This window comes from Variovorax sp. 10L421, from assembly GCF_056395365.1.
The window spans coordinates 74,607-100,371 of sequence record NZ_JBFTJJ010000008.1; the positions used below are offsets into that span (position 1 = coordinate 74,607).

The 25,765-nt window shown below is 68.3% G+C and carries 18 protein-coding genes; 9 read left to right on the forward strand and 9 right to left on the reverse strand.

The annotated features are described in order from the left end of the window. Positions 1–6 precede the first annotated feature (6 nt). Entirely contained in the window at positions 7–2,538 is a 2,532-nt protein-coding gene (gene nirB, locus AC1DFC_RS13200) for a nitrite reductase large subunit NirB (protein WP_478179373.1), read from the reverse strand. Positions 2,539–2,933: 395 nt separating this feature from the next. Here nirB and AC1DFC_RS13205 point away from each other — a divergent pair, with 395 nt between their 5' ends. The 5 genes from AC1DFC_RS13205 (at position 2,934) to AC1DFC_RS13225 (ending at position 6,448) form a co-directional block, all read left to right on the forward strand. Further along, a complete protein-coding gene (locus AC1DFC_RS13205) occupies positions 2,934–3,422 on the forward strand; it encodes a YbaK/EbsC family protein (RefSeq protein ID WP_007827866.1) in 489 nt (162 codons plus the stop codon). Next, positions 3,419–3,676: a DUF1289 domain-containing protein gene (locus AC1DFC_RS13210; RefSeq protein WP_007827867.1), complete on the forward strand. Its 258-nt coding sequence runs from the start codon at positions 3,419–3,421 to the stop codon at positions 3,674–3,676. Before AC1DFC_RS13205 ends, AC1DFC_RS13210 begins: the two co-directional genes overlap by 4 nt. Further along, the gene (locus AC1DFC_RS13215) at positions 3,673–4,317 is read left to right on the forward strand and encodes a DsbA family protein (RefSeq protein ID WP_478179374.1); all 645 of its coding nucleotides are present in this window, start codon (positions 3,673–3,675) and stop codon (positions 4,315–4,317) included. The genes AC1DFC_RS13210 and AC1DFC_RS13215 overlap by 4 nt, the downstream gene beginning before the upstream one ends. Positions 4,318–4,487: 170 nt before the next feature. Next, complete coding sequence (locus AC1DFC_RS13220) at positions 4,488–6,182, forward strand: MFS transporter (RefSeq protein WP_478179375.1); 1,695 nt, start codon at positions 4,488–4,490, stop codon at positions 6,180–6,182. Between the two features lie 119 nt (positions 6,183–6,301). Further along, entirely contained in the window at positions 6,302–6,448 is a 147-nt protein-coding gene (locus tag AC1DFC_RS13225; protein ID WP_007827873.1) for a hypothetical protein, read from the forward strand. A gap of 18 nt (positions 6,449–6,466) precedes the next feature. Here AC1DFC_RS13225 and AC1DFC_RS13230 read toward each other — a convergent pair whose 3' ends face one another. After that, entirely contained in the window at positions 6,467–7,582 is a 1,116-nt protein-coding gene (locus AC1DFC_RS13230) for an ABC transporter substrate-binding protein (protein WP_413335594.1), read from the reverse strand. A 178-nt stretch (positions 7,583–7,760) separates the two neighbouring features. On the opposite strand from AC1DFC_RS13230, the gene uvrA reads away from it, so the two are divergent. Then, the gene (uvrA, locus tag AC1DFC_RS13235) at positions 7,761–13,706 is read left to right on the forward strand and encodes an excinuclease ABC subunit UvrA (protein ID WP_478179376.1); all 5,946 of its coding nucleotides are present in this window, start codon (positions 7,761–7,763) and stop codon (positions 13,704–13,706) included. A gap of 39 nt (positions 13,707–13,745) precedes the next feature. Here the strand turns inward: uvrA and AC1DFC_RS13240 are convergent, their stop codons facing one another. The 7 genes from AC1DFC_RS13240 to gabT are packed head-to-tail and all read right to left on the reverse strand — an operon-like array spanning position 13,746 to position 21,853. Beyond that, the gene (locus AC1DFC_RS13240; RefSeq protein WP_478179377.1) at positions 13,746–15,224 is read right to left on the reverse strand and encodes an NAD-dependent succinate-semialdehyde dehydrogenase; all 1,479 of its coding nucleotides are present in this window, start codon (positions 15,222–15,224) and stop codon (positions 13,746–13,748) included. 37 nt (positions 15,225–15,261) lie between these two features. Continuing rightward, the gene (gene speB / locus AC1DFC_RS13245; protein ID WP_042672569.1) at positions 15,262–16,221 is read right to left on the reverse strand and encodes an agmatinase; all 960 of its coding nucleotides are present in this window, start codon (positions 16,219–16,221) and stop codon (positions 15,262–15,264) included. 14 nt (positions 16,222–16,235) lie between these two features. After that, on the reverse strand, positions 16,236–17,054 hold the full coding sequence (locus AC1DFC_RS13250) for an ABC transporter permease (RefSeq protein WP_478179378.1): 819 nt from the start codon (positions 17,052–17,054) through the stop codon (positions 16,236–16,238). Between the two features lie 22 nt (positions 17,055–17,076). Continuing rightward, positions 17,077–18,300, reverse strand: a complete 1,224-nt coding sequence (locus AC1DFC_RS13255; RefSeq protein WP_413332513.1) for an ABC transporter permease — start codon at positions 18,298–18,300, stop codon at positions 17,077–17,079. Between the two features lie 54 nt (positions 18,301–18,354). Continuing rightward, the gene (locus AC1DFC_RS13260) at positions 18,355–19,383 is read right to left on the reverse strand and encodes an ABC transporter substrate-binding protein (RefSeq protein ID WP_007827892.1); all 1,029 of its coding nucleotides are present in this window, start codon (positions 19,381–19,383) and stop codon (positions 18,355–18,357) included. A 55-nt stretch (positions 19,384–19,438) separates the two neighbouring features. Beyond that, positions 19,439–20,533 carry an ABC transporter ATP-binding protein gene (locus tag AC1DFC_RS13265; protein ID WP_007827894.1) on the reverse strand — a complete coding sequence of 365 codons (1,095 nt, stop codon included), beginning with the start codon at positions 20,531–20,533 and terminating at the stop codon, positions 19,439–19,441. A 27-nt stretch (positions 20,534–20,560) separates the two neighbouring features. Then, positions 20,561–21,853 (reverse strand): 4-aminobutyrate--2-oxoglutarate transaminase, encoded by a 1,293-nt coding sequence (gabT, locus tag AC1DFC_RS13270; protein WP_007827897.1) that lies wholly within the window; start codon positions 21,851–21,853, stop codon positions 20,561–20,563. Between the two features lie 163 nt (positions 21,854–22,016). Between gabT and AC1DFC_RS13275 the strand changes: the two genes are divergently transcribed. From AC1DFC_RS13275 to AC1DFC_RS13285, 3 genes are all read left to right on the forward strand, one after another. Then, positions 22,017–23,429, forward strand: coding sequence for an aminotransferase-like domain-containing protein (locus tag AC1DFC_RS13275; RefSeq protein WP_007827899.1), 1,413 nt, complete (start codon positions 22,017–22,019; stop codon positions 23,427–23,429). A 135-nt stretch (positions 23,430–23,564) separates the two neighbouring features. After that, positions 23,565–24,614, forward strand: coding sequence for an ornithine cyclodeaminase (locus tag AC1DFC_RS13280; RefSeq protein ID WP_007827902.1), 1,050 nt, complete (start codon positions 23,565–23,567; stop codon positions 24,612–24,614). A 7-nt stretch (positions 24,615–24,621) separates the two neighbouring features. After that, positions 24,622–25,662 (forward strand): histone deacetylase family protein, encoded by a 1,041-nt coding sequence (locus AC1DFC_RS13285; RefSeq protein WP_042672556.1) that lies wholly within the window; start codon positions 24,622–24,624, stop codon positions 25,660–25,662. The last annotated feature ends 103 nt before the right edge of the window (positions 25,663–25,765 follow it).

Genomic DNA, 25,765 nt, shown 5'->3' on the forward strand with positions numbered 1-25,765 from the left:
TGTTCTTCAGGCCATCGAGACGTCGGAGGCGGCTTCGCCGCGCTCTTCCACGCGGGCGGGGCGGATCTGGCCGCGCTCCTGCACGAAAACGATGTGCTCGTCCGGCTTCTCGCTGTTGACGAAGGAGCGGAAGCGCTGGCGCGTGACGGGGTCGTTCACCGCGGTCTTCCATTCGCACTGGTAGGTGTCGACCACGCGCTGCATCTGTGTTTCCAGCTCGTCGCCGAGGCCCAGCGTGTCCTGCAGCAGCACATCCTTGAGGTAGTCGAGGCCGCCCTCGAGGTTCTCGCGCCACGTGCTGGTGCGCTGCAGGCGGTCGGCCGTGCGCACGTAGAACATCAGGAAGCGGTCGATCAGCCGGATCAGCTCGGCCTTGGTGAGGTCGCTCGCGAGCAGTTCGGCATGGCGCGGCTTCATGCCGCCGTTGCCGCACACGTAGAGGTTCCAGCCCTTGTCGGTCGCGATGATGCCGACGTCCTTGCCCTGCGCTTCCGCGCATTCGCGGGTGCAGCCCGACACGCCGAACTTGATCTTGTGCGGCGCGCGCAGGCCCTTGTAGCGGTTCTCCAGTTCCACGGCCAGGCCGACGCTGTCGTCTACGCCGTAGCGGCACCAGGTGGAGCCGACGCAGCTCTTCACCGTGCGCAGCGACTTGCCGTAGGCATGGCCCGATTCGAAGCCGGCCGCGATCAATTCTTCCCAGATGGCGGGCAGCTGCTCGACGCGCGCACCGAACATGTCCACGCGCGCACCGCCTGTGATCTTGGTGTACAGGCCGTACTTCTTCGCCACCTGGCCCACCGCGATCAGCCCGTCGGGCGTGACCTCGCCGCCCGGCATGCGCGGCACCACCGAGTAGGTGCCATCCTTCTGGATGTTGCCGAGGAAGTAGTCGTTGCTGTCCTGCAGGCTGGCCAGGTCCTTCTTCAGCACGAACTCGTTCCAGCACGAAGCGAAGATGCTCGCGGCCGTCGGCTTGCAGATGTCGCAGCCCAGGCCCTTGCCGTGCTTTGCCAGCAGGTCGGCGAAGCTGCGGATCTCGCCCACGCGGATCAGGTGGTACAGCTCCTGGCGCGAGTAGGGGAAGTGCTCGCACAGGTGGTTGTTGACCGCCATGCCGCGCTTGGACATCTCCATCTTCATCACCTGCGTGACCAGCGGCACGCAGCCGCCGCAGGTGGCGCCGGCCTTGGTGCAGGCCTTCAGCTCGGCGACGGTGCACACGCCCTCGCCCACGGCCTCGCAGATCCGGCCCTTGGTGACGCTGTTGCACGAGCAGATCTGCGCGGTGTCGGGCAGCGCATCGACGCCCAGGCCCGGCTTGGCCTTGCCGTCGCTCGACGGCAGGATCAGGAATTCAGGGTCGGCGGGCAGCGCGATGCCGTTGAGCGCCATCTGCAGCAGCGTGCCGTACTCGGCGGCATCGCCGACCAGCACCGCGCCCAGCAGCTGCTTGCCGTCCTCGCTGACAACGATCTTCTTGTAGATCTGCTTGCGCTCGTCGACGTACTGGTAGGCGCGCGACTTCGGCGTCTTGCCGTGCGCGTCGCCGATGCTTGCAACGTCCACGCCCATCAGCTTGAGCTTGGTGCTCATGTCGGCACCGGTGAAGGCGGCGTCGTCCTGGCCGGCGATGTGCCTGGCGGCCACGCGGGCCATGTCGTAGCCCGGTGCGACGAGGCCGAAGGTCTGCTCGTTCCACGACGCGCATTCGCCGATCGCGTAGATGTTGCGGTCGCTGGTGCGGCAGTGGCTGTCGACCGCCACGCCGCCGCGCGGGCCGACGGCCAGCACGCTCTGGCGCGCCAGTTCGTCGCGCGGACGGATGCCGGCGGAGAACACGATCATGTCGGTTTCCAGGTGCGTGCCGTCGGCGAACACCATGCGGTGGCGGGCGGTCGCGCCGTCGGTGATCTCCACCGTGTTGCGGCCGGTGTGCACGTGCAGGCCCATTGCCTCGATGCTGTTGCGCAGGGCGCGGCCGCCGCCTTCGTCGACCTGCACGGCCATCAGGCGCGGTGCGAACTCCACGACGTGGGTTTCGAGGCCCATGTCGCGCAGCGCCTTGGCGCATTCCAGGCCCAGCAGGCCGCCGCCGACGACCACGCCGCTCTTCGAGCGGGCGCCGCAGGCCTTCATGGCCTCGAGGTCCTCGATGGTGCGGTAGACGAAGCAGTTCGGGCGGTCGCGGCCGGGCACGGCGGGCACGAAGGGGAAGGAGCCCGTCGCAAGCACCAGCTTGTCGTAGTGCACCACTTCGCCGTCGGCCGTGGTGACGGTGTTGTTGCGCCGCTCGATGGCTACCGCCCGCGCGGCCAGGCGCAGCGTGAAGCCGCTGCGCTCGAAGAAGCCCGGCTCGACGAGCGACAGGTCTTCCGCCGTCTTGCCGGCGAAGAACTCGGACAGGTGAACCCGGTCGTACGCCGGGCGGGGCTCCTCGCACAGCACGGTGACTTGCGCGTTCGCGACGCCGAGCTCGTGGAGTTGCTCGAGGAACTTGTGGCCGACCATGCCGTGGCCGATGACTGCGATCTTCATTGGGGGTCCTGCACGCAGCCGGCCCTTGGAGGTGCAGCGCCGCGCTGTCGTGGCAGACAGCGGCAGCAGAGCCCCGCGACGGAACGGATGCGAAATTGGGTTGGAGCAGACGAGCTCGCGGCTTGTCGGCCGCCGGCTCGCTTGAACCCCGCCGTCGTTAGCGGAGGCACTGTGAACCGAGGGATAAGCAATATCCATGCCCGATCATGCGGGTGCCGCGGCCGCCCTGGCCGGCCGGTTGCGCACCGAAAACGCCCCCGGGCCCGGCACCGGACGCACGGGCCTCGTGCGCCCTGGCGCCGCGACGCTCTTCGCATTGGTGCACCCCGGGCGGCGGCGCAGGCTTTTCCGTATGCTCTGGGGCCTCGATGAACCCAGAACCTGCTGAACCTGCCATGTGCGGCTCCGAACTCCATTCCCTTCCCGACGGTGTCCAGCGCGTCTCGCGCGTGCTCCAGGACGCCGGCCATCCGCATGCCCCGCGCATGCTCGACGACGCCTGCCGCACCGCGCAACAGGCGGCCGACGCGCTCGGCATCTCGGTCGGCCAGATCGCCAAGAGCATCATCTTCCGCCGCAAGAGCGATGAGGCGGCGGTGCTGGTCATTACCTCGGGCGACAGGCGCGTCGACGAGAAGAAGGTCGATGCGCTGGTCGGCAAGACCGGCCGCGCCGACGCCGACTTCGTGAAGGCGCGCACCGGCTTCACCATCGGCGGCGTGTCGCCGGTCGGGCACGTGACCAAGCCCGTGGTGCTGATCGACCGCGAGCTGTTCCGCTTCGAGGAGATCTGGGCGGCCGCGGGCCATCCGCATGCGGTGTTCCAGCTGCGCCCGCACGACCTCGAGAAGCTCACCGGCGCGCCGGTGGCGGACGTGGTGTGAACTTCGACGAGGCCGAGACCTTGGCCGAGCGCGCCGTGGCCGTGCAGGCCATGGCCGACGACGTGCCCTCGCCGTGCTCTTCCGTGTGCCGCATGGACCGCCTGAGCGGCTTCTGCGAAGGGTGTTTGCGCACCATCCCGGAGATCGCTGGCTGGAGCCGGATGGAGGACGAAACGCGACGCCACGTGTGGCGCGCGATAGAGTTGCGGGCGCGGGCCGGCATCTGGCGCGCTTCAGGAGACAACGCCGCATGAAGCACATCGACTTCTATCTCGACTTCATCTCGCCCTACGCGCACCTCGCGTTCGAGCACCTGCCGGAGGCGCTCGAAGGCCTGAGCTGCAGCGTGGCCTACAAGCCCGTGCTGCTGGGGGCGCTGCTCAAGCAGCACGGCCAGCTCGGGCCGGTGGAGATTCCGTCGAAGCGCAGCTGGACCTACCGCCACGTGCTCTGGCTGGGCCACACGAACGGCATCCGGATCGAGATGCCCGCCTCGCACCCTTACAACCCGCTGCCTCACCTGCGGCTGGCAGTGTCGACGAGCGACGACGGCAGCATCAGCCGCTTCGTGGCCGAGACCATCTTCCGCCATGTGTGGCGCGGCGGCGAAGACGCGGGCGACGCCGCGCGCCTCGCCGCGCTCACCGCGCAGCTGGCGCCGAAGCGCGACGCGAACAGCGAGGAGAGCAAGGCCCTGCTCAAGCGCAACACCGACGAGGCCCTGCAGCTCGGCGTGTTCGGCACGCCCGCCTATGTGGTCGACGGCCGCCTGTTCTGGGGCTTCGACGGCCTGCAGATGCTGCGCGCCTACCTGTCGGGCGATGCGTGGTTCGACGGCCCGCAATGGACCTCGGCGGACCAGCGCCCGTCCCTGCTGCGCAGCAGCAAAAACTGAGCGACCCCCGGATTTCTTACAACCTGAAACGCGCCCCGCGGGTTTCACCTTAAACCGTAAGCACCGGTTCAGTTTCGCGCAAGGCTCGGGTCAGTCGCGCCTCCAAGAATGCCTCACGGTCCCGAAACAGTCGGGCGCCGCATGAACGCACACACACAGGAGACGACGCAATGGCAGCCACACTAGATTCACGGGGAGTGCCGCATCCGGCCCCCCGGCCCATGTCCTCGGAGGAGAAGAAGGTCATCTTCGCCTCCTCGCTCGGCACCGTGTTCGAGTGGTACGACTTCTATCTCTACGGTTCGCTCGCCGCGATCATCGCGAAGCAGTTCTTCAGCGGCCTCGATGCGGGCGCCGCCTTCATCTTCGCGCTGCTGGCGTTCGCCGCGGGCTTCCTGGTGCGTCCGTTCGGTGCCATCGTGTTCGGCCGCCTGGGCGACATGATCGGGCGCAAGTACACCTTCCTGGTGACGATCCTGATCATGGGCCTGTCGACCTTCATCGTCGGCCTGCTGCCCAGCTACGCGACCATCGGCGTCGCTGCGCCGGTGATCCTGATCGCGCTGCGCATGCTGCAGGGCCTCGCGCTCGGCGGCGAGTACGGCGGCGCCGCCACCTACGTGGCCGAGCACTCGCCGCACGGCAAGCGCGGCGCCTACACCTCGTGGATCCAGACCACCGCCACGCTCGGCCTGTTCCTGAGCCTGCTGGTGATCCTGGGCGTTCGCGAAGGCATGGGCGAAGCGGTGTTCAACGACTGGGGCTGGCGCATTCCGTTCCTGGTGTCGATCCTGCTGCTCGGCGTGTCGGTGTGGATCCGGCTCTCGCTGTCCGAGTCGCCGGCCTTCCAGAAGATGAAGGCCGAGGGCAAGACCTCGAAGGCGCCGCTGTCCGAATCCTTCGGCCAGTGGAAGAACCTCAAGATCGTGATCCTGGCGCTGATCGGCCTCACGGCAGGCCAGGCCGTGGTCTGGTATTCGGGCCAGTTCTATGCGCTGTTCTTCCTGACGGCACAGCTCAAGGTGGATGCGACCACGGCCAACCTGATGATCGCCGCCGCGCTGCTGATCGGCACGCCGTTCTTCGTGGTCTTCGGAACGCTGTCCGACAAGATCGGCCGCAAGCCGATCATCATGGCCGGCTGCCTGCTGGCCGTGGTCACCTACTTCCCGGTCTTCAAGATGCTGACCGAAGCCGCCAACCCCGACCTGGCCCGTGCACAGGCCACGGCCGGCGTCACGGTGACGGCCGACCCTGCGACCTGCTCGTTCCAGGGCAACCCGGTGGCCCGCGAGATCGACTTCAGGAGCTCGTGCGACATCGCCAAGCGCTACCTGGTGCAGAACTCGGTGAGCTATGAAAACGTGGCCGGCGCGCCGGGCTCGAAGGCCGTCGTGAAGATCGGCGACAAGTCGGTCGAGGCGCCCGTCGGCAACGTCGTGAACTCCAAGTTCGACGAGGGCTCCGCCAAGGAAATCGCCGCCTTCAAGAAGAGCGTGGCCGAAGACCTGAAGGTCGCGGGCTACCCGGCCAAGGCCGACCCCGCGAAGATGAACAAGGTACTGACGGTGCTGCTGCTGTTCTGGCTGGTGCTGCTGGTGACAATGGTCTACGGCCCGATCGCCGCGATGCTGGTGGAACTCTTCCCCACGCGCATCCGCTACACCTCGATGAGCCTGCCGTACCACATCGGCAACGGCTGGTTCGGCGGCCTGCTGCCAACCACCGCCTTCGCCATCGTGGCCTCCACCGGCAACATGTACAACGGCCTCTGGTATCCGATCATCATCGCCGGCGTCACGCTGGTGGTGGGCACGCTCTTCATCCGCGAAACGAAGAACGTGGACATCTACGCCAACGACTGATCGCTGCTCGCGCAGAGGAGGGCGCCATCCGCCCTCCGTTCAACAAAGAGGCTTCATGCCAACCGCATGAAGCCTTTTTCTTGAGCCCCTTGAATCAACCTCGTCAGGAGACAGCACCCATGTGGAAACTCGCCGTCGGCTTCATCGTCTTTGCCGCCATCGCTCTGTTCGTGATTTCCAAGGCCGGCGACAAGGTCGACATGTCGGGCGAGAAGCATGGCGCCGACGCAGCGCACGAAACGGCGCCCGCCGCCGCGCCGAAGTAGGAAGGCGCCGCGCGGCGGTCAGCGCTTGAACTTGCCGTCGCTGATGATCGACAGGTCCGCGAAATCGATGCCGCTGTGGTCCTGCGGCGAGTAGCTCACCTCGAGCCCGCCGCCCAGGTCGTAGCCCCGCAGGCTGTCGAGCGCCGCCACGATCTTTGCGCGTGTGGGCTTGGGGCCCGCGCGGCGCAGCGCCTCCACCAGCACCTTGGCCGAGGCGAAGCCTTCGAGCGTGGCCGGCGACAGTTCGGCCTGGCCCTTGGCCTGCGCGAGGGCCAGGGCTTCCTTCACCATCGGCTGGCCGAGCGAGCGCTCGTTCGGGAACACCTGCGTCACGATCACGCCGCGGCTCGCGTCGCCCAGCTGCTTGATGAAGCCCGACGAAGCGTTGTTCGACAGCGTGACCACCTGCGCCGCGGAGCCCGCGGCGCGCAGCGCCTTGATGCCGTCCACCACGGCGACGCCCGAGCCGATCCACACCACGGCCTGTGCATCGGCATCCTTGATGGCCGGCACGATGGTCTTGTAGTCGGGCTTCTCGCGGTCGGCCGGAATGGTCACGACCGGCTTGGCCTTGCCCTTGGTGAAGCCGGTCATCGCACCCTCGAGCGCGTCCGCGCCGAACGAGTCGGTCACATGCACCACCGCAATGCGCGTGAGGCCGATGGTCAGCAGGTGCTGCACCGCCTTCTCGGCCTCGCGCTGGTAGGTGGCGCGCACGTTGAACACGTGCTTCTGCAGCGGCTTGTGCAGCACCATCGCGCCCGTCGAGGGGCCGATGAGCGCCACGTCGTACTTGTCGAGCCACGGGATGATGGCCTGCGAGTGCGGCGTGCCGCGGCTCATGAAGAGCGCCAGCACCTTCTTGTCCTCGATCAGCACGCGGGCGTTCTCGCTGGCGCGCTTGACGTCGAAAGCGTCGTCCATGCGGATCATCTCGATCTTCTCGCCGTGGATGCCACCCTGGGCATTGGCCGCATCGATCACCAGCTGGGCGCCGCCGATGGTCTCGTTCACGCCCGCGGCCACCGAGCCGGTCATGCCGGCGGTCTGTCCGATCAGGATCTGCGCCGGAGCGCCGGCCGCCGACAGTGCCAGCAGCGCGGCGGCACACAGCGTGCGCGTCATCTTCTTCATGGAAATTTCTCCTCTCGACAAGCTCGGAAGCAATCGAAAACAAATGTGCTATTTGTTTCTAAAAGTGTCTTCAACTCCATCCGGACAAACCCCTGCGAAGCCACCGACCTTGTGAAGTACTGCACGAACCCGTCATGAGCCACTCCCTAGAATGTTTGCCCCACCCCCCAAGGCACTCATGACACAGGGCTCCATCCGGATTCGCGGCGCGCGCCAGCACAACCTCCAGAACCTCGACCTCGACATCCGCACAGGCGAGATGACCGTGGTCACCGGGCCCAGCGGCTCGGGCAAGTCGAGCCTCGTTTTCGACACCCTCTATGCCGAAGGCCAGCGGCGCTACGTGGAGACCTTCTCCGCTTACGCGCGCCAGTTCCTGGACCGCATGGACAAGCCGGCCGTCGACAAGGTGGAGGGCGTGCCGCCCGCCATCGCCATCGACCAGACCAACCCGGTGCGCTCCTCGCGCTCCACGGTCGGCACCATGACCGAGCTGAACGACCACCTGAAGCTGCTGTTCGCGCGCGCGGCCGACCTGTTCGACCGCGAGACCGCGCTGCCGGTGCGCCACGACTCGCCCGACAGCATCTACGCGCAGATCGTCGAGCGCGCGGCGGCTGCGGGCGATCCGCGCCTCGTGGTCACCTTTCCGGTCGAGCTGCCAGCGAGCACCACGGCCGAGGAAGTGACGCAGTGGCTGTCGGCCAGCGGCTTCACGCGCGTGCAGGCCGAGCGCGAGGTGGCCACGCCCACCGGTCCGCGCAAGGTGCTCGACGTGGTGGCCGACCGCTTCCGTGCATCGGGCGCCGAGCGGGCGCGCGTGGTCGAGGCGATCGAGGTGGCGCTCAAGCGCGGCAGCGGGCGCGTCACCGTGCATGCGACCGGCGCCGAGGAAAACGCACCGACGGACGTGTGGAAGTTCTCCACCGGCCTGCACTGCCCCGAGAGCGACATCCGCTATGCCGACCCGATCCCGTCGATGTTCTCGTTCAATTCGGCCGTGGGCGCCTGCGACACCTGCCGCGGTTTCGGCCGCGTGATCGGTGTCGACCTGGGCCTCGTGATTCCGAACGACAAGCTCACGCTGCGCGCCGGCGCCATCAAGACCATCCAGACGCCCGCGTGGAAAGAAGCGCAGGACGACCTCATGCGCCACGCCGAGGCCGCCGGCATCCCGCGCGACACGCCCTGGAACAAGCTCACCGAGGAGCAGAAGCACTGGGTGATCGAGGGCACGCCCAACTACAAGGAAGGCAACTGGAACAAGCAGTGGTATGGCGTGCGGCGCTTCTTCGGCTACCTGGAGAGCAAGGCCTACAAGATGCACATCCGCGTGCTCTTGTCGAAGTACCGCAGCTATACGCAATGCCCGACCTGCAGCGGCGCGCGCCTGAAGCTCGACAGCCTGATCTGGCGCATCGGCAGCAAGGAAGATGCAGACGCGGTGTTGCCGCCCGGGAAGCGATTCATGCCGACGGGGGCGAAGTGGACGCGGGCTCAGCTGGAGGCACTGCCGGGGTTGTGCCTGCATGACCTGATGCTGCTGCCGATCGAGCGGCTGCGTAAATTCTTCGACCGCATGGGTGTTTCTCCCTCCCCCGCCGGGGGAGGGCAGGGGTGGGGGCCGGCAGCGCCTGCAAGCCCTGCTGCCTCGAATGAGGCCGCGAGCCCCCATCCCAGCCTTCACCCAGCGGGGGAAGGAGCCAAGACCGGGGAAGCACAGGCCCTGAAGCTGCTGTTCGAAGAAATCACCACCCGCCTGCGCTACCTGCACGACGTCGGCATCGGCTACCTCACGCTCGACCGCCAGAGCCGCACGCTGAGCGGCGGCGAGGTGCAGCGCATCAACCTCACGACCGCGCTCGGCACCTCGCTGGTCAACACGCTGTTCGTGCTCGACGAGCCCAGCATCGGCCTGCACCCGCGCGACATGAACCGCATCACCGAGGCCATGCTGCGCCTGCGCGATGCGGGCAACACGCTGGTCGTGGTCGAGCACGACCCGGCCGTGATGCTCGCGGCCGACCGCGTGATCGACATGGGCCCAGGCCCCGGCGCGCGCGGCGGGCAGATCGTGTTCGACGGCACCACCGACCAGCTGCGCGACGCCGACACGCTCACCGGCCAGTACCTGGGCGGGCGCAAGAAGATCGGCATGGGCTTCAAGCGGCTCGTGAGCGAGAACACGCACCGGCTCATCCTCGAAGGTGTACGCGAGCACAACCTGAAGAACGTCACGGTCGAGTTCCCGCTCGCGCGGCTGGTGTGCGTCACCGGCGTCAGCGGCTCGGGCAAATCGACGCTGATCCAGGACGTGCTGGCGCCTGCGCTGATGCGTCACTTCGGCAAGGCCACGGAAACGCCCGGCGCACACGACCGCATGCTCGGCGCCGATCACCTCGGCGACGTGGTCTTCGTCGACCAGTCGCCGATCGGCAAGACCGCGCGCTCCAACCCCGCGAGCTACGTGGGCGCCTGGGACGCGATCCGCGAGATCTTCGCGACGGCCACGCTGTCGCGCCAGCGCGGCTACACCGCGAGCAAGTTCAGCTTCAACTCCGGCGACGGGCGCTGCCCGACCTGCGGCGGCTCGGGCTTCGAGCACGTCGAGATGCAGTTTCTGTCCGACGTCTACCTGCGCTGCCCCGACTGCGACGGCAAGCGCTACCGCCCCGAAATTCTCGAAGTGCGCGTGGAGCGCAAGGGCAGGAGCTACAACGTGGCCGACGTGCTCGACCTCACGGTGGCCGAAGCGGCCACCGTGTTCGAGGCCGATCGCGACGTGCTGCGCGTGCTGCAGCCGATCTCCGACGTGGGGCTCGACTACGTCAAGCTCGGCCAGCCCGTGCCGACGCTCTCCGGCGGCGAGGCTCAGCGCCTGAAGCTCGCGGGCTTCCTCGCCGAAGCGGCGAAGAGCGCGACCGCGAGCAAGCAGTCGGTGGCGCGCCGGGGCACGCTGTTCCTGTTCGACGAGCCGACCACCGGCCTGCACTTCGACGACATCGCGCGGCTGATGCGCGCGCTGCGCAAGCTGCTCGACGCCGGCCATTCGCTGATCGTGATCGAGCACAACCTCGACGTGATCCGCGCCAGCGACTGGTGCATCGACCTCGGCCCCGAAGGCGGCGAGGGCGGCGGCATGGTGGTGGCCGAGGGCACGCCCGAGCAGTTGCGCGAGAACCGCGCCTCGCTCACCGGCGCGGCGCTGGCCGACTACGACCTGGCGATCGGCCCCGAGGCCTACAAGGTGGCCGAGCGCGCCGCGCGGCGCTACATCGCCAATGCGAAGACGGCGCCCGGCGGCCATGCGATCGAGATCGTCAATGCGCGCGAGCACAACCTCAAGAACCTCAGCGTGAACATTCCGCGCGGCAAGTTCAGCGTGGTGACGGGCGTGAGCGGCTCGGGCAAGTCGACGCTCGCCTTCGACATCCTGTTCAACGAAGGGCAGCGGCGCTACCTCGAATCGCTCAACGCCTATGCGCGCAGCATCGTGCAGCCGGCCGGCCGGCCCGAGGTGGACGCGGTGTACGGCATTCCGCCGACCGTGGCCATCGAGCAGCGCCTGTCGCGCGGCGGCCGCAAGAGCACGGTGGGCACCACCACCGAGGTTTGGCACTTCCTGCGCCTGCTGTACGTGAAGCTGGGCATCCAGCACTGCATCCACGACGGCGCCGCCGTGCAGCCGCAGACGCCCGACAGCATCGCCGCGCAGCTGATGCGCAATTTCAAGGGCCAGCACATCGGCCTGCTCGCGCCGCTGGTGAGCAACCGCAAGGGCGTGTACACCGAGCTGGCCGACTGGGCGCGCCCGCGCGGCTTCACGCACCTGCGCGTGGACGGCGACTTCCTGCCGACCACCGGCTTCCCGCGCATCGACCGCTTCAAGGAGCACAGCATCGAGCTGCCGGTGGCCAGCCTCGACGTGCTGCCCGCGAAGGAAACCGAGCTGCGCGAGGCGCTTGCCAAGGCGCTCGAACACGGCAAGGGCGTGGTGCATGTGCTGAGCGAGCTCGACGGGCTCAAGGCCGCGATGATGGCCGGCGTGTCGGCCTCGGGCATCGGCCGTGTGAACGTGTTCTCCACGCTGCGCGCCTGCCCCGTGTGCAGCACCAGCTACGCCGAGCTCGACCCGCGCCTGTTCAGCTACAACAGCAAGCACGGCTGGTGCCCCGACTGCGTGGGCACGGGCGTGAAGCTCAGCAAGGACCAGCGCAAGGTCTTCGACGATTCCATCCGCGATGACGACAACAAGGGCCGCGAACAGACCTTCGCCGAGCCCGAGGTGGAGGACCTGGCCGACACCGCCTGTCCGACATGTGAGGGCACGCGCCTGAACGCCACGGCGCGCGCCGTGAGCTTCGGCGCCTCGCCGGCGGATGGCCTGAGCGGCATCGGCATCACCGAGCTCGCGCGCATGAGCGTGACCGAGGTGCGGCAGTGGTTCGAAGGGCTGGCGCTCGCGGGCCGTGAAGCCGAGATCGCGCGCGACCTGGTGCCCGAGATCAGGAGCCGTCTGGAGTTTCTGGAAGAGGTGGGCCTGGGCTATCTCACGCTCGACCGCGGCGCGCCCACGCTCTCAGGCGGCGAGGCGCAGCGTATCCGCCTGGCGGCGCAGCTGGGCAGCAACCTGCAGGGCGTGTGCTACGTGCTCGACGAGCCGACCATCGGCCTGCATGCGCGCGACAACCAGATCCTGCTCGACGCGCTGCACAAACTCGGCGACAAGGGCAACACGCTGGTGGTGGTGGAGCACGACGAAGACACCATCCGCCGCGCCGACCACATCATCGACATCGGCCCGAGCGCGGGCAAGCGCGGCGGCCGGCTCGTGGCCGAGGGCTCGGTGGCCGACATCCAGAAGGCCGGCGAATCGCAGACCGGGCGCTACCTGCGCGATGCGATCAAGCATCCCTTGCACGCACGGCGGCTTGTTCCTCTCCCTCCCCTTCCGGGGGAGGGCCGGGGAGGGGGCACGACGGCCTCCAACAAGGCCTCTGGCCGTGCAAGCGCCGCCAGCCCCCACCCCAACCCTCCCCCGGGAGGGGAGGGAGCCAATGCCAATGCATGGCTCACCGTGCACGGCGCCGACCTGCACAACCTGCAGGACGTGACGGCCACGCTGCCACTGCACCGCCTCGTGGTGGTCACCGGCGTGAGCGGCTCGGGCAAGTCGACGCTGGCGCGCGACGTGCTGCTGGCCAGCGTGCATGCCATCGTGGTCCAGCGCATGACCAAGGCCGGCCGCGACGCCGATGCCGCGGGCAAGCGCCCGGCCTGGTCCGGCTGCGACCGCGTCGAGGGCTACGAGTCCATCGACCGCGTGCTCGAGGTCGACCAGACCCCCATCGGCAAGACGCCGCGCAGCTGCCCGGCCACCTACATCGGCTTCTGGGACACCATCCGCAAGCTGTTCGCCGACACGCTCGAAGCCAAGGCGCGCGGCTACGGCCCGGCACGCTTCAGCTTCAACACCGGCGAAGGTCGCTGCCCCGGCTGCGAGGGCGCGGGCGTGCGCACCATCGAGATGAGCTTCCTGCCCGACGTGAAGGTGCCCTGCGAGGTGTGCCACGGCGCGCGCTTCAACCCCGAGACACTGGCCGTGAGCTGGCGCGGCAAGAGCATCGGCGAGGTGCTGCAGATGGAGGTGGACGAGGCGGTCGAGTTCTTCGCGGCCATGCCCAACATCAGCCACCCGCTGCAGCTTCTGAAGGACGTGGGGCTCGGCTACCTCACGCTGGGGCAGCCTTCGCCCACGCTCTCGGGCGGCGAGGCGCAGCGCATCAAGCTGGTGACCGAGCTCAGCAAGGTGCGCGACGACGTCACCCGCCGCGGCCAGAAGGCGCCGCACACGCTGTACGTGCTCGACGAGCCGACCGTGGGCCTGCACATGGCCGACGTCGAGAAGCTGATCCACGTGCTGCACCGGCTGGTGAACGGCGGCCACAGCGTGGTGGTGATCGAGCACGACCTCGACCTGATCGCCGAGGCCGACTGGATCCTTGACCTCGGGCCCGAGGGTGGCAACGCCGGCGGGCGCATCGTGGCCGCGGCGGCACCGGAGGAAGTGGTGCGGCTCGGCACGCACACGGGAGTGGCCCTGGCGCCGGTGCTGGCGCGATAGCGGGCAGGGCGGGGCGCTGTCCCCGCCCTTCCTCGTTTCCTATTTCTGGATATCGCCCAGGCAGAGGTACTTTATCTCCACGTAGTCGTCCATGCCGTGGTGCGAGCCCTCGCGCCCCAGGCCCGACTGCTTCACGCCGCCGAACGGCACATGCTCGGTGGCGATCACGCCGGCGTTGATGCCGACCATGCCGTATTCCAGCGCTTCCGCCACGCGGAAGATCCGGCCCACGTCGCGGGTGTAGAAGTAGCTCGCGAGGCCGAACTCTGTGTTGTTCGCCGCATCGATGCCGTCCTGCTCGGTCTTGAATCGGAACACGGGTGCGAAGGGACCGAAGGTTTCTTCGCGCGCGCACAGCATGTCGGAGGTGGCTTCGGCAACCACGGTCGGCTCGAAGAACTGGCCCTGCATCCGGTGGCCGCCCGCGAGCACCTTGCCGCCCTTGGCGACGGCGTCGTCGACGTGGCGCTGCACCTTGTCGAGAGCCGCATCCTCGATCAGCGGTCCCTGCACCACGCCATCCTCGAAGCCGTTGCCGACCTTGAGCGCCTTGACCTTGGCCGCGAACTTCTCGACGAAGGCGTCGTAGATGCCGTCCTGCACATACAGCCGGTTCGCGCAAACGCAGGTCTGGCCGGCATTGCGGTACTTGCTGGCCATCGCGCCATCGACTGCCGAGTCCACGTCCGCATCGTCGAACACCAGGAAGGGCGCGTTGCCGCCGAGTTCGAGCGACAGCTTCTTGACCGTCGGCGCGCACTGGCTCATCAGGATGCGGCCCACTTCGGTGGAACCGGTGAAGCTCAGGTGGCGCACGACGTCGCTCTCGCACAGCGCCTTGCCGATCGCGATGCTGTTGGCGCTGTCGGCCGTGAGCACGTTGAGCACGCCCGCTGGAATGCCCGCGCGCATTGCCAGCTCGGCCGCAGCCAGTGCGGTGAGCGGCGTGAGTTCGGCCGGCTTGATGACCACCGTGCAGCCTGCGGCCAGCGCTGGTGCCACCTTGCGAGTGATCATCGCGAGCGGAAAATTCCACGGCGTGATGGCCGCGCACACGCCGATGGCCTGCTTCATCACCAGCAGGCGGCGGTTGTTGTCGAACTGCGGCAGCACCTCGCCGTTCACGCGCTTGGCCTCTTCGGCGAACCACTCGACGAAGCTGGCGGCATAGGCGACCTCGCCCTTGGCCTCGGCGAAGGGCTTGCCCTGCTCGGCGGTCATGAGGCGGCCGAGGTCTTCGGTGTTGGCGGTCAGCAGGTCGAACCATTTGCGCAGCACGATGCTGCGCTCCTTGCCGGTCTTGCCGCGCCAGGCGGCGAGCGCCTTGTCGGCAGCGGCAATGGCGAGCTCGGCGTCCGCGCGCGTGAGGTTGGCCACGTCGACGAGCTTCAGGCCGGTGGCCGGGTCGTTCACGTCGAAGCGGCTGGCGCCCTTTGTCCATTCGCCGGCGATCAGCGCATCGGTCTTGAGCAGGGTCGGGTCGTTCAGCAGCGAGAGAGGGGAAGTCTTCGTGTCCATGGTGTCGTGTTGTCCTGGGAGAAATGAGTGGCCGGTGTCAGCGGAAAGGTACACCGGGGAGTACGCAGAGCATTTCGTAAAGGAGGTTGGCCCCGAGCAGCGCAGTGTTTCCACTCGTGTCGTAGGGCGGACTGACCTCCACCAGATCGGCGCCCACCACGTTCAACCCGCGGCAGCCGCGCACGATCTCCAATGCCTGCGGCACGGTGAGCCCGCCGATCTCCGGAGTGCCAGTGCCGCCAGCAAACGAAGGATCGATGCCGTCGATGTCGAAGCTGATGTAGACCGGCTGCGTCGGTCCGATGCGCTCGCGCACCTGCGCCATCAGCGGCGCGAGCGACTGGTACCAGACCTCGTGCGCCTGCACCACCGTGAAGCCTTGCTCGCGCGGCCAGTCGAAATCGTCCGCCGCATAGCCGGTGCCGCGCAGGCCGATCTGCCAGACCTTGTCGCAGGCCAGGAGGCCTTCCTCGACGGCGCGCCGGAACGGCGTGCCGTGCGCGATGCGCTCGCCGAACATGTCGTCGTTGACGTCCGCATGCGCATCGACGTGCACCAGCGCGACCGGGCCGTGCTTGCGCGCCACCGCGCGCAGGATCGGCAGCGCGATGGTGTGGTCGCCGCCCAGCGTCAGCGGCGCGCAGCCGGCGGCCAGCACCGAGTCGTAGAAGGTCGAAACGATGTCGATCGACTTTTCGAGCGAATAGGTGTTGATCGGCACGTCGCCCAGGTCGGCCACGTTCAGCCGGTCGAAAGGCGCCGCGCCGGTGGCCATGTTGTAGGGGCGCAGCAGCGCCGATTCGGCGCGGATCTGGCGCGGCCCGAAGCGTGCACCCGGACGGTTGGAAGTGCCGATGTCCAGCGGCACGCCGATGAACGCCGCGTCCAGCCCCTCCGGCGAAGTTGCGGCCGGCAGCCGCATCATCGTGCCGGGGCCGGCGAAGCGCGGCATGGTGTTGCCGCCGAGCGGCTGGTTCGGTGTCGTGGTGATCGGCATCGTGTGGAGCGGGTTCAGCGCCGCCGGCCGCGCAGCCATTCGAGCGCGAGCAGCAGCGTGGTGGTGAAGATGATCAGCAGCGTCGCCACGGCGGCGATGGTGGGCGAGATGTTCTCGCGGATGCCGGTGAACATCTGGCGCGGCAGCGTGACCTGGTCGGGCCCCGCGAGGAACAGCGTGACCACTACTTCGTCGAACGAGGTGGCGAAGGCGAACAGCGCGCCCGAGATCACGCCTGGCGCAATCACCGGCAGCGTGACGCGCATGAAGGTCCTGAACGGCGTCTCGCCCAGGCTCAACGATGCGCGCACCAGGTTCTGGTTGAAGCCGGCCAGCGTGGCGAGCACCGTGGTCAGCACGAAAGGTGCGCCCAGCGCCGCGTGCACCACGATCAGCCCAAGGTAGGTGTCGGCCAGGCCGAGCGGCGCGAAGTAGAGGTACGTGGCGACACCCACCACCACGATAGGCACCACCATCGGCGAGATCAGCACGCTCATCAGCAGGCCCTTGAAGGCGAAGCTCGTGCGCGACAACCCCACCGCCGCCAGCGTGCCCAGCACGGTGGCCAGCACCGTGGCGGCCGGCGCGACGATGAAGCTGTTGCGCGCCGCACGCGCCCACTCGGGCGATTCGAAGAGGTTGCGATACCACCGCAGCGACCAGCCCGGGATCGGGTAGGCCAGGAACGAACTGTCGGAGAACGACAGCGGAATCACCACCAGGATCGGCGCCAGCAGGAAGGCCAGCACCGCGACGCAGCCGCCGCGCACCAGCCACCAGCCGAGCTTGTCGGCGAAGGTGGCATAGGCCGGGAATTGGGGAAGCTTCAACATGTTCGTCTGTCTTTCGTGCGGCTCATCCGAGGCTCAGCTCGGCCTTGCCGATGCGGCGGTAGACGGCATAGAGCACCAGCGTGGCCACCAGCAGCACGGCGCCCAGCGCGCACGCCATGCCCCAGTTGATTTCCACGTTGGTGTAGCGCGCGATGTAGTAGCTCAGCATCTGGTCGTCCGCGCCGCCGAGCAGCGCCGGCGTCACGTAGTAGCCGATCGCCAGGATGAAGACCAGCAGCGCGCCGGCGCCGATGCCCGGATAGGTCTGCGGCACGTACACGCGGAAGAAGGCCGCCAGCGGCGAGCTGCCCAGCGAGACGGCTGCGCGCAGGTAGGTGGGCGGCACGCTCTTCATGACGCTGTAGAGCGGCAGGATCATGAAGGGCAGCAGGATGTGCACCATCGCGATGATCACGCCGGTGCGGTTGAACAGCAGCGCCAGCGGATGGTCGGTCAGGCCGATGCCCATGAGGCCCCGGTTGACCAGCCCCTCGGACTGCAGCAGCACGATCCAGGCAGCCACGCGCACCAGGATGGAAGTCCAGAACGGCACCAGCACCAGGATCATCAGCACGTTGGCCTTGCGCGCCGGCAGCGTCGACAGCCACCACGCCAGCGGATAGGCCAGCAGCAGGCAGAAGAAGGTGACGACGGCGCTGATCTGGAAGGTGCGCAGCAGGATGCCGGCAAAGGCGCGCTGGTCGGCGGGCATGCGCTCGATCTCGCCGGCCACGTCGCGCCGCAGGTCGACCGAGGCGAGCAGGTAGTCGGGCGTCCAGCGCGAGCCGTTCTTGGCGATCGCCTGCCAGTACGGCGCCTCGCCCCAGCGCGGGTCGAGCTCCAGCATGCGCGCCTTGACTTCTTCCGGCGTGCCGGCGATCGGCAGCGCCCGGAAGGTGCCCATCACCAGCGAGCGGGCGCCTGCAATCTCGGTGTTGAGGCGGCGCGCCAGGGCGCCCGCGTCGGAGCTGTCGGGCAGCTGGGCGAGATCGGCTGCTATGGCCGCAAAGGCCGCTGGCGCGGGCGCCTCCTTGCGGTTCCAGCCGTCGAGCGCACGCACGGTGCGCGGCAGCGCGTTGGCCACCTCGGGGTTCTCGACCGCGCGCTGCAGCAGCGCCACGATGGGCACCAGCAAGGTCAGCAGCAGGAACACCAGCAGCGGCACCGTGAGCGCAAAGGCGCGCCATTTGCGGCGGGCTTCGGCGCGCCCCAGCGCACGCCGAAGCTCGCCGGGCGGAGCCTGCATCGAAACCTGGGGGACAGACGTTGCCGCGTGCATGGCCTTCTTCGCGCCGCTCGTTTACTGCGTGGCCCAGGACGCGAAGCGCTTCTCGAGCGCCTCGCCCTGGTCGGCCCAGAAGCCGACGCTGAACTGCAGTGCATCCTTGGCGTTGGCCGCCGAGGTCGGCAGGTCGGCGAGCACCTTGGGGCTGAGCGAGGCCAGCGCCTTGGTGTTGGTGGGGCCGTAGGCGATGCTCTGGGCATAGACCGCCTGGTTGGCCGGCTGCATCGTGAACTGGATGTATTTCAGCGAGGCTTCCTTGTTCGGGGCGCCCTTCGGGATCACCAGGTAGTCGAGGTCGTAGATGCCGCCCGGCCAGTAGATCTTGAGGTCGCGGCCTTCGCGGTTGGCCGCGTCGATGCGGCCGTTGTACACCGTGGTCAGCACCACGTCACCGGCCACCAGGAACTGCGGCGGCTGCGCACCGGCTTCCCACCACTGGATGTTGGGCTTCAGCTCGGTGAGCTTCTTGAACGCGCGGTCGGCGCCTTCCTTGGTGGCGAGCACCTTGTACACGTCGGCCGGCTTCACGCCGTCGGCCATGAGCGCGAACTCGAGGTTGTAGCGCGCGCCCTTGCGCATGCCGCGCTTGCCGGGGATCTTCTTCACGTCCCAGAAGTCGGCCCAGCTGGTGGGCGCGGTCTTGAGCTTCTCGCCGTTGTAGGCCATCACGGTCGACCACACGAACAGGCCCACGCCGCAGTCGGTGACCGCGGCCGGCAGGAAGTCGGCCTTGCTGCCGATCTTCGAATAGTCGAGCTTCTCGAACAGGCCCTCGTCGCAGCCGCGCACCGCGTCGGGCGATTCGACTTCGACCACGTCCCAGGTGACCTTCTTCGTTTCGACCATGGCCTTGATCTTGGCCTGTTCGCCGTTGTATTCGACCGGGATGATCTTGGTGCCGGTCTTCTCGTAGGGCTCGTAATAGGCCTTCTTCTGGGCATTGGCGTTGGCGCCGCCGAAGTTGACCACGGTGAGCTGCTGCTGGGCGAGGGCCGGCAGCGCGAAGCTGGCGGCGACGATGCAGGCGAGGAATGTCTTTTTCATGATGGAAATCTTCCTGGGTGATGAAAGGAAACGAGGGAACAACAACGGACCGGGATCAGGGGGCATAGATGCGCGCGTGCGCGGTGGGGAATTCGAGCACCACCGCTTCGCCGGCCCGCGGCGCAGCGGCGCCGTCGAGGCCGTCCAGCGGCAGCTTCACGGTGGCTTCGGTCTGGCCGCCGCCGACGCTGCACAAGAGCCGCAGATGGTCGCCGTAGTAGATGACGCGCGCCACCTCGGCGGCGAGCATGTTGGTGCCCTGCGTCTCCGGCCGGCGGTGCAGCACCACGCGCTCGGGGCGGATGCAGGCCTCCACGGCCGCACCCGCGGCCGCGCCGCCGACGTTGAGCCCGCGCAGCACGCGGCCGTCGGGCAGCTTCATCTCGGCGTGCTCGCCGCCGCGGTCCAGCTGGCCCCTGAGCACGGTGCTGTCGCCGACGAAGCCGGCCACGAAGCGGTTGGATGGCGTCTCGTAGAGCCGGTCGACCGTGTCCAACTGCTGGATCACGCCTTCGTTGAACACTGCCACGCGGTCGCTCATGGTGAGCGCCTCGCCCTGGTCGTGCGTCACGTAGACGAAGGTCACGCCGAGCTGGCGGTGCAGGTCCTTGAGCTCGAGCTGCATGTGCTCGCGCAGCTGCTTGTCGAGCGCGCCGAGCGGCTCGTCCATCAGCACCAGCTGCGGCTCGAACACCAGCGCGCGCGCCAGCGCCACGCGCTGCTGCTGGCCGCCCGAGAGCTGGCCGGGCAGGCGGTCGGTCATGCCGCGCAGCTGCACCATGTCGAGCGCGCGCTGCACGCGGCGCTGCTGCTCGTCTTTCGAAACCTTGCGCACGGTGAGCGGGTAGGCCACGTTCTGGCCCACGCTCAGGTGCGGAAACAGCGCGTAGTTCTGGAAGACCATGCCGAAGTTGCGCTTGTGCGGCGGCGTGCGGGTGATCGGCTTGCCGTCGAGCAGGATCTCGCCCGAGGTCGGCGACTCGAAGCCCGCCAGCATCATCAGCGTGGTGGTCTTGCCCGACCCCGAAGGCCCGAGCAGGCTCAGGAACTCGCCGCGGTGGATGTCCAGGTCGAGCTGGCGCACCACCAGGTGTTCGCCGTCGTAGGTCTTCTGGACGCGCTGGAAGCGCACCAAGGGTTCTGCTGTCATGGAGGATTCCGGGAAAGGATCGGTCGATCAGCGCAGCGCGGCGAAGCTGTCCGCGAGAAGCGCCAGGCCTTCGTCCACAAGCAAGTCGGATGCCGTGAGCGGCACCAGTACACGAATTACATTGCCGTAGGTGCCGCATGACAGCAGGATTAACCCGCGCCGCGCCGCCTCCGCGACCACCTGGCGGGTCAGTGCGGCATCGGGCCGCGCGGTATCGCCCTGCTCGAACAGCTCGATGGCCACCATGGCGCCGAGCCCGCGCACGTCACCAATGGCCGGCTCGCCGGCCGCGATGCGGCGCAGGCCGGCCGTGAGCCGTTCGCCCAGCGCCCGGCTGCGCGCGAGCAGTTGCTCGTCGTCGAACACCTTGAGCACCGCGAGTGCCGCGGCACAGCCGATGGGGCTGCCGGCATAGGTGCCGCCCAGGCCGCCAGGCGCGGGAGCGTCCATCACCTCGGCGCGGCCCACCACGCCGGAGATCGGGAAGCCGCCCGCCATCGACTTGGCGGTGGTGATCAGGTCGGGCGCCACGGGCCACTGCTCGCTGGCGAACCAGGTGCCGGTGCGGCCCGCGCCGGTCTGCACCTCGTCGGCAATGATGAGGATGCCGTGGCGGTCCGCCAGCGCGCGCAGGCCTTCGACGAAGTCGTTGGGCGCCACGTAGAAGCCGCCCTCGCCCTGCACCGGCTCCAGGATGAAGGCCGCCACGCGCTCGGGCTCGATGTCGTTCTTGAACAGCAGCTCGACCGAGTGCAGGGCGTCGTCCACGCTCACGCCGTGCAGCGCGTTCGGGTACAGCGCATGGAACACCTCGCCCGGGAAGGGGCCGAAGCCGATCTTGTAGGGGGCGACCTTGCCGGTCAGGCCGAGCGTCATCATCGTGCGGCCGTGGTAGCCGCCCGTGAATGCGATGACGCCGGGGCGCCGGGTGTGGGCGCGGGCGATCTTGACCGCGTTCTCCACCGCCTCGGCACCGGTGCTCAGGAAGATCGACTTCTTCGCGAACGCGCCCGGCGCCAGTGCGTTCAGGCGCTCGGCCAGCTCCACATAGGGCTCGTAGGCCACCACCTGGAAGCAGGTGTGCGAATAGAGATCGACCTGCGCCTTCACGGCGGCACTGATCTCCGGGTGGCAGTGGCCGGTGTTGAGCACCGCGATGCCGCCGGCGAAGTCGATGTAGCGGCGGCCCTCGACGTCCCACAGTTCAGCGTTGGCGGCGCGGGCGACGAAGATTTCATGGGCCTGGCCCACACCGCGGGCGACGGCCGCGCTGCGGCGGGCCATGAGGGCGGCATTGCTGAGATTGGGTTCGCGTTGCATGGTACGACCTGTGCTTTGAAGGAGGAATGCCGGCACTCTAGGTCGCGCGAATCGATCCAGCCATGTACACCGGAAGTGATCGCCCGGAAGACTGTACTGGTCTTGTATCCTGTACATACTTTCCTCAATATGGTGCAGCCCGGACTGCCGGAGACGCCCCCCGATGCTCATTCTTCGCCCCGAACAGCCGACGCCGCTGGTAAGCCAGATCGTGGAAGGGCTGCGCGGACTGATCGGCTCCCAGAAGCTCAAGGCCGACAGCAAGCTGCCGTCGATCCGCGCCTTTGCCGCGGCGCACGGCGTCAGTGTTTTCACGGTGGTCGAGGCCTATGACCGGCTGGTGGCCCAGGGCCTGCTGGTCTCTCGCGCCAACGCGGGTTTCTTCGTCAAGCGGCGCAGCGACGAGAGCGCCGCCGGCGCGGCCAGCACGCCCCGCCCGGACCCCCGCTTCGACGCCCGCTGGTACCTTCAGCAGATCTTCGAAAACCGCAACCTGCCGCTCAAGCCCGGCTGCGGCTGGCTGCCGCACGACTGGCTGTTCGAGGACGGCATGCGCCGCAGCCTGCGCCACCTCGCCTCCGAAGGTACCGACATCGGCGGCTACGGCCTGCCCTTCGGCCACATGGCGCTGCGCATGGCGACGGCCGAGGCGCTGTCGGAGCAGCAGATCGTGGTCGATGCCGCCCAGGTCCTGCTGACCCAGGGCTCCAGCCAGGCCCTTGACCTGGTCGCGCGCCGGCTGCTCAAGCCGGGCGATGCGGTGCTGGTGGACGACCCCGGCTATCCGAACCTGATGTTCATGCTGCGCTTCCTGGGCGTGGAGATCATCGGCGTGCCGCGCATCCCTTCGGGCTACGACATGCCCGCGCTCGAGGCGCTGCTCGCTCAGCACCGGCCCAAGGCCTTCTTCACCCAGCCCCGGCTGCAGAGCCCGACCTGCTCGATGGCTTCGCTGCCGCAGCTGGTGCAATTGCTGCAGCTGGCCCAGGCGCACGACTTCACGCTGGTCGAGAACGACATCTACGCCGAGATGGACGCGTCGATGCGCCCCTCGCTCGCCAGCCTGGGGCAGCTGCGCCGCGTGGTCTACGTGGGCAGCTATTCGAAGACCATCTCGCCGAACATCCGCGTGGGCTACGTGGTCGCGCAGCCGGAGCTGCTCGATGAGCTGGCGCAGCTCAAGATGGTCTCGGGCCTCACCTCCTCCGACATCACCGAGCGCCTGGCCTTCGGCACCGTCACCGACGGCCGCTGGCGCAAGCATCTCAAGGCGCTGCGCGACCGCCTCGCGCAGGCGCAGGGCAGCGTCGCGAGGCGGCTGGACGCGCTGGGCTTCGAGCTGTTCCATGAGGCCGCGGCCGGCATGTACCTGTGGGCCCGGCACCCCGACATCGCCGACAGCTCCGAGCTCTCGCGGCGCGCCGCGGCCGAGGGAATCATGCTCGGCCCGGGCCAGCTGTTCCTGGTCAATCCGCATCCCACCGGCTGGCTGCGCTTCAACGTGGCCTTCAGCGAGGACGAGCGGCTCTGGCGCTTCCTGGAGCGCAGCATCGAAGAACAGCGCAGGTACGACTGACGTCGCTCGCAATGTCGCGCAAGCAGGCGCACAATGGCTTCAACCCTTGGCGCAGGCGCATCCTGAACCAGCCATGGTGGAGTAAACATGTGAGGGGATGAAGCGCCGCGGCAGGGCTACGCAAGGAGCCATGCCATGACCCGCTTCATCGATGTTCACAGCCTGGTCCGCCTGGTGGACGAGACCGGCGTTCCGCAGTTCCTCACGGCCCTGGCCGACGCGTTGCGCGACGATTTCCTGCGGTGGCGCGAGTTCGACAAGAAGGCCCGCGTGGCCAGCCATTCGCACCTCGGCGTGATCGAGCTCATGCCGGTGGCCGACGACGGCGCCTATGCCTTCAAGTACGTCAATGGGCATCCGAACAACACCCAGCTCGGGCTGCCGACCGTCATGGCCTTCGGCGTGCTGGCGGAAGTCGACACGGGCTACCCGGTGCTGCTTTCCGAACTCACGCTCACCACCGCATTGCGCACGGCCGCCACCTCGGCCATGGCCGCCCAGGCATTGGCGCGGCCCGGTTCGCGCAGCCTCGCGCTGATCGGCAACGGCTCGCAGAGCGAGTTCCAGGCGCTGGCCTTCCATGCGCTGCTGGGCATCGAGCAAGTGCGCGTGTACGACACCGATCCGCACGCCACCGACAAGCTGGTGCGGCACCTGTCGGCGTGCACGCCGCTGGACATCGTGCGCGCGGGCTCCGTGGCGGATGCCGTGCGCGGCGCCGACATCGTCACCACCGTCACCGCCTGCCAGGGGCGCGCGACCGTGCTCACGCCCGACATGATCGAGCCGGGCATGCACATCAATGCGGTGGGCGGCGATTCGCCCGGCAAGACCGAGCTGCACCCCGACGTGCTGTACAAGGCGCGCGTGTTCGTCGAGTACGAGCCGCAGACCCGCGTGGAGGGCGAGATCCAGCAGGTGGGGGCCGACTTTCCGGTGCACGAGCTGTGGCGCGTGCTGCTCGGCGAAGTGCCCGGCCGCGAAACTCCCACACAGGTCACGCTGTTCGACTCGGTCGGCTTCGCGCTGGAAGACTACACGGCGCTTCGCTACATACAGCGCCTCGCCACCGAGCGCGGCATCGGCCAGCAGATCGCGCTGGTGCCCGAGCTCGACGACCCGAAGGACCTGTTCGGCCTCACGGCCTCGGGCCGGCGCCGGGCGGTGCTGCGGCGTGCGGCATGATGGCGGCATGCTCACGATCTACAACGACCAGCACGTTCTTCACCAGGGCAGAGTCGAAATGTTCCGCGGCGAACTCGTGCCGTGCTTCGAGGTTCCGGCCCGCGTCGACCATGTGAAACACGAGCTGGAGCGCCGCCGCCTCGGCGCGCTGCAGGCGCCCGATGCCTTCGACGAGGCGCTGCTGGCCAAGGTGCATGCGCCGCGTTACCTGGACTTCATCGCGCATGCGTGGGATGAGTGGGTGGCGCTCGACCCGTCCAACGTGTCGCGCGATGCGCTGCCCTCGTACTGGCCCACGCGCGGCATGCGCACCGATGTGCTGCCGAAGAGCTTTCCGGCGCGCATGGGGCTGTTCTCGTTCGATGCCGGCACGCCGCTGATGGCGGGCAGCTGGGCCGCGGCGCGCCATGGCGCGGCCTGCGCGTGGACCGCGGCGCAGCGCGTCGTTGGCGGCGAGCGCGCCGCCTTCGCGCTCACGCGGCCGCCGGGCCACCATGCGGGCGCCGATTTCTTCGGCGGCTACTGCTTTCTCAACAACGCCGCGGTCGCGGCGCAGGCGCTGCGCGATGCGGGCGTCGAGCGCGTGGCCGTGCTCGACGTGGACTACCACCACGGCAACGGCACCCAGGCCATCTTCTACGAGCGCAGCGACGTGCATTTCGCCAGCCTGCACGGAGATCCGCTGACCGACTATCCGTACTACCTGGGCCATGCCGACGAGCGCGGCGCGGGGAGGGGCGAGGGCTTCAACCATAACCTGCCGCTGCCGCGCGGCACGGACTTCTCGGCGTGGCGCGCGGCGCTGAAGACCGCGCTCGAGCGCATCGCGGCGGTGAAGGCCGGCGCGCTCGTGCTCTCGCTCGGCGTCGACACCTTCGAGGGCGACCCGGTCGCGGGCTTCAGGCTCGGGAGCGACGACTACCTGCGCATGGGCGAAGACCTCGCGCGCGCGGGCCTGCCCACGGTGTTCGTCTTCGAGGGCGGCTATGCGGTGGCCGAGGTGGGCATCAACGCCGTCAACGTGCTCGAAGGCTTCGAGCAGGCGTAGCTGACGCGCGGGCGTCTCGGATGTGACGATGGCCCGGGTTTCCCCGTGGAAATCAGGGGAGCCCCGATTGCCTTCGCCAACGGGGCAAGGCCCAATTGGCGGT

Bases quoted from the DNA above. Each gene is read 5' to 3' on its own strand.
- nirB (WP_478179373.1), bottom strand. From the start codon at position 2,538: ATGAAGATCGCAGTCATCGGCCACGGCATGGTCGGCCACAAGTTCCTC.
- AC1DFC_RS13205 (WP_007827866.1), top strand. From the start codon at position 2,934: ATGTGCGGCTCCGAACTCCATTCCCTTCCCGACGGTGTCCAGCGCGTC.
- AC1DFC_RS13215 (WP_478179374.1), top strand. From the start codon at position 3,673: ATGAAGCACATCGACTTCTATCTCGACTTCATCTCGCCCTACGCGCAC.
- AC1DFC_RS13220 (WP_478179375.1), top strand. From the start codon at position 4,488: ATGGCAGCCACACTAGATTCACGGGGAGTGCCGCATCCGGCCCCCCGG.
- AC1DFC_RS13225 (WP_007827873.1), top strand. From the start codon at position 6,302: ATGTGGAAACTCGCCGTCGGCTTCATCGTCTTTGCCGCCATCGCTCTG.
- AC1DFC_RS13230 (WP_413335594.1), bottom strand. From the start codon at position 7,582: ATGAAGAAGATGACGCGCACGCTGTGTGCCGCCGCGCTGCTGGCACTG.
- uvrA (WP_478179376.1), top strand. From the start codon at position 7,761: ATGACACAGGGCTCCATCCGGATTCGCGGCGCGCGCCAGCACAACCTC.
- AC1DFC_RS13240 (WP_478179377.1), bottom strand. From the start codon at position 15,224: ATGGACACGAAGACTTCCCCTCTCTCGCTGCTGAACGACCCGACCCTG.
- speB (WP_042672569.1), bottom strand. From the start codon at position 16,221: ATGCCGATCACCACGACACCGAACCAGCCGCTCGGCGGCAACACCATG.
- AC1DFC_RS13250 (WP_478179378.1), bottom strand. From the start codon at position 17,054: ATGTTGAAGCTTCCCCAATTCCCGGCCTATGCCACCTTCGCCGACAAG.
- AC1DFC_RS13255 (WP_413332513.1), bottom strand. From the start codon at position 18,300: ATGCAGGCTCCGCCCGGCGAGCTTCGGCGTGCGCTGGGGCGCGCCGAA.
- AC1DFC_RS13260 (WP_007827892.1), bottom strand. From the start codon at position 19,383: ATGAAAAAGACATTCCTCGCCTGCATCGTCGCCGCCAGCTTCGCGCTG.
- AC1DFC_RS13265 (WP_007827894.1), bottom strand. From the start codon at position 20,533: ATGACAGCAGAACCCTTGGTGCGCTTCCAGCGCGTCCAGAAGACCTAC.
- gabT (WP_007827897.1), bottom strand. From the start codon at position 21,853: ATGCAACGCGAACCCAATCTCAGCAATGCCGCCCTCATGGCCCGCCGC.
- AC1DFC_RS13275 (WP_007827899.1), top strand. From the start codon at position 22,017: ATGCTCATTCTTCGCCCCGAACAGCCGACGCCGCTGGTAAGCCAGATC.
- AC1DFC_RS13280 (WP_007827902.1), top strand. From the start codon at position 23,565: ATGACCCGCTTCATCGATGTTCACAGCCTGGTCCGCCTGGTGGACGAG.
- AC1DFC_RS13285 (WP_042672556.1), top strand. From the start codon at position 24,622: ATGCTCACGATCTACAACGACCAGCACGTTCTTCACCAGGGCAGAGTC.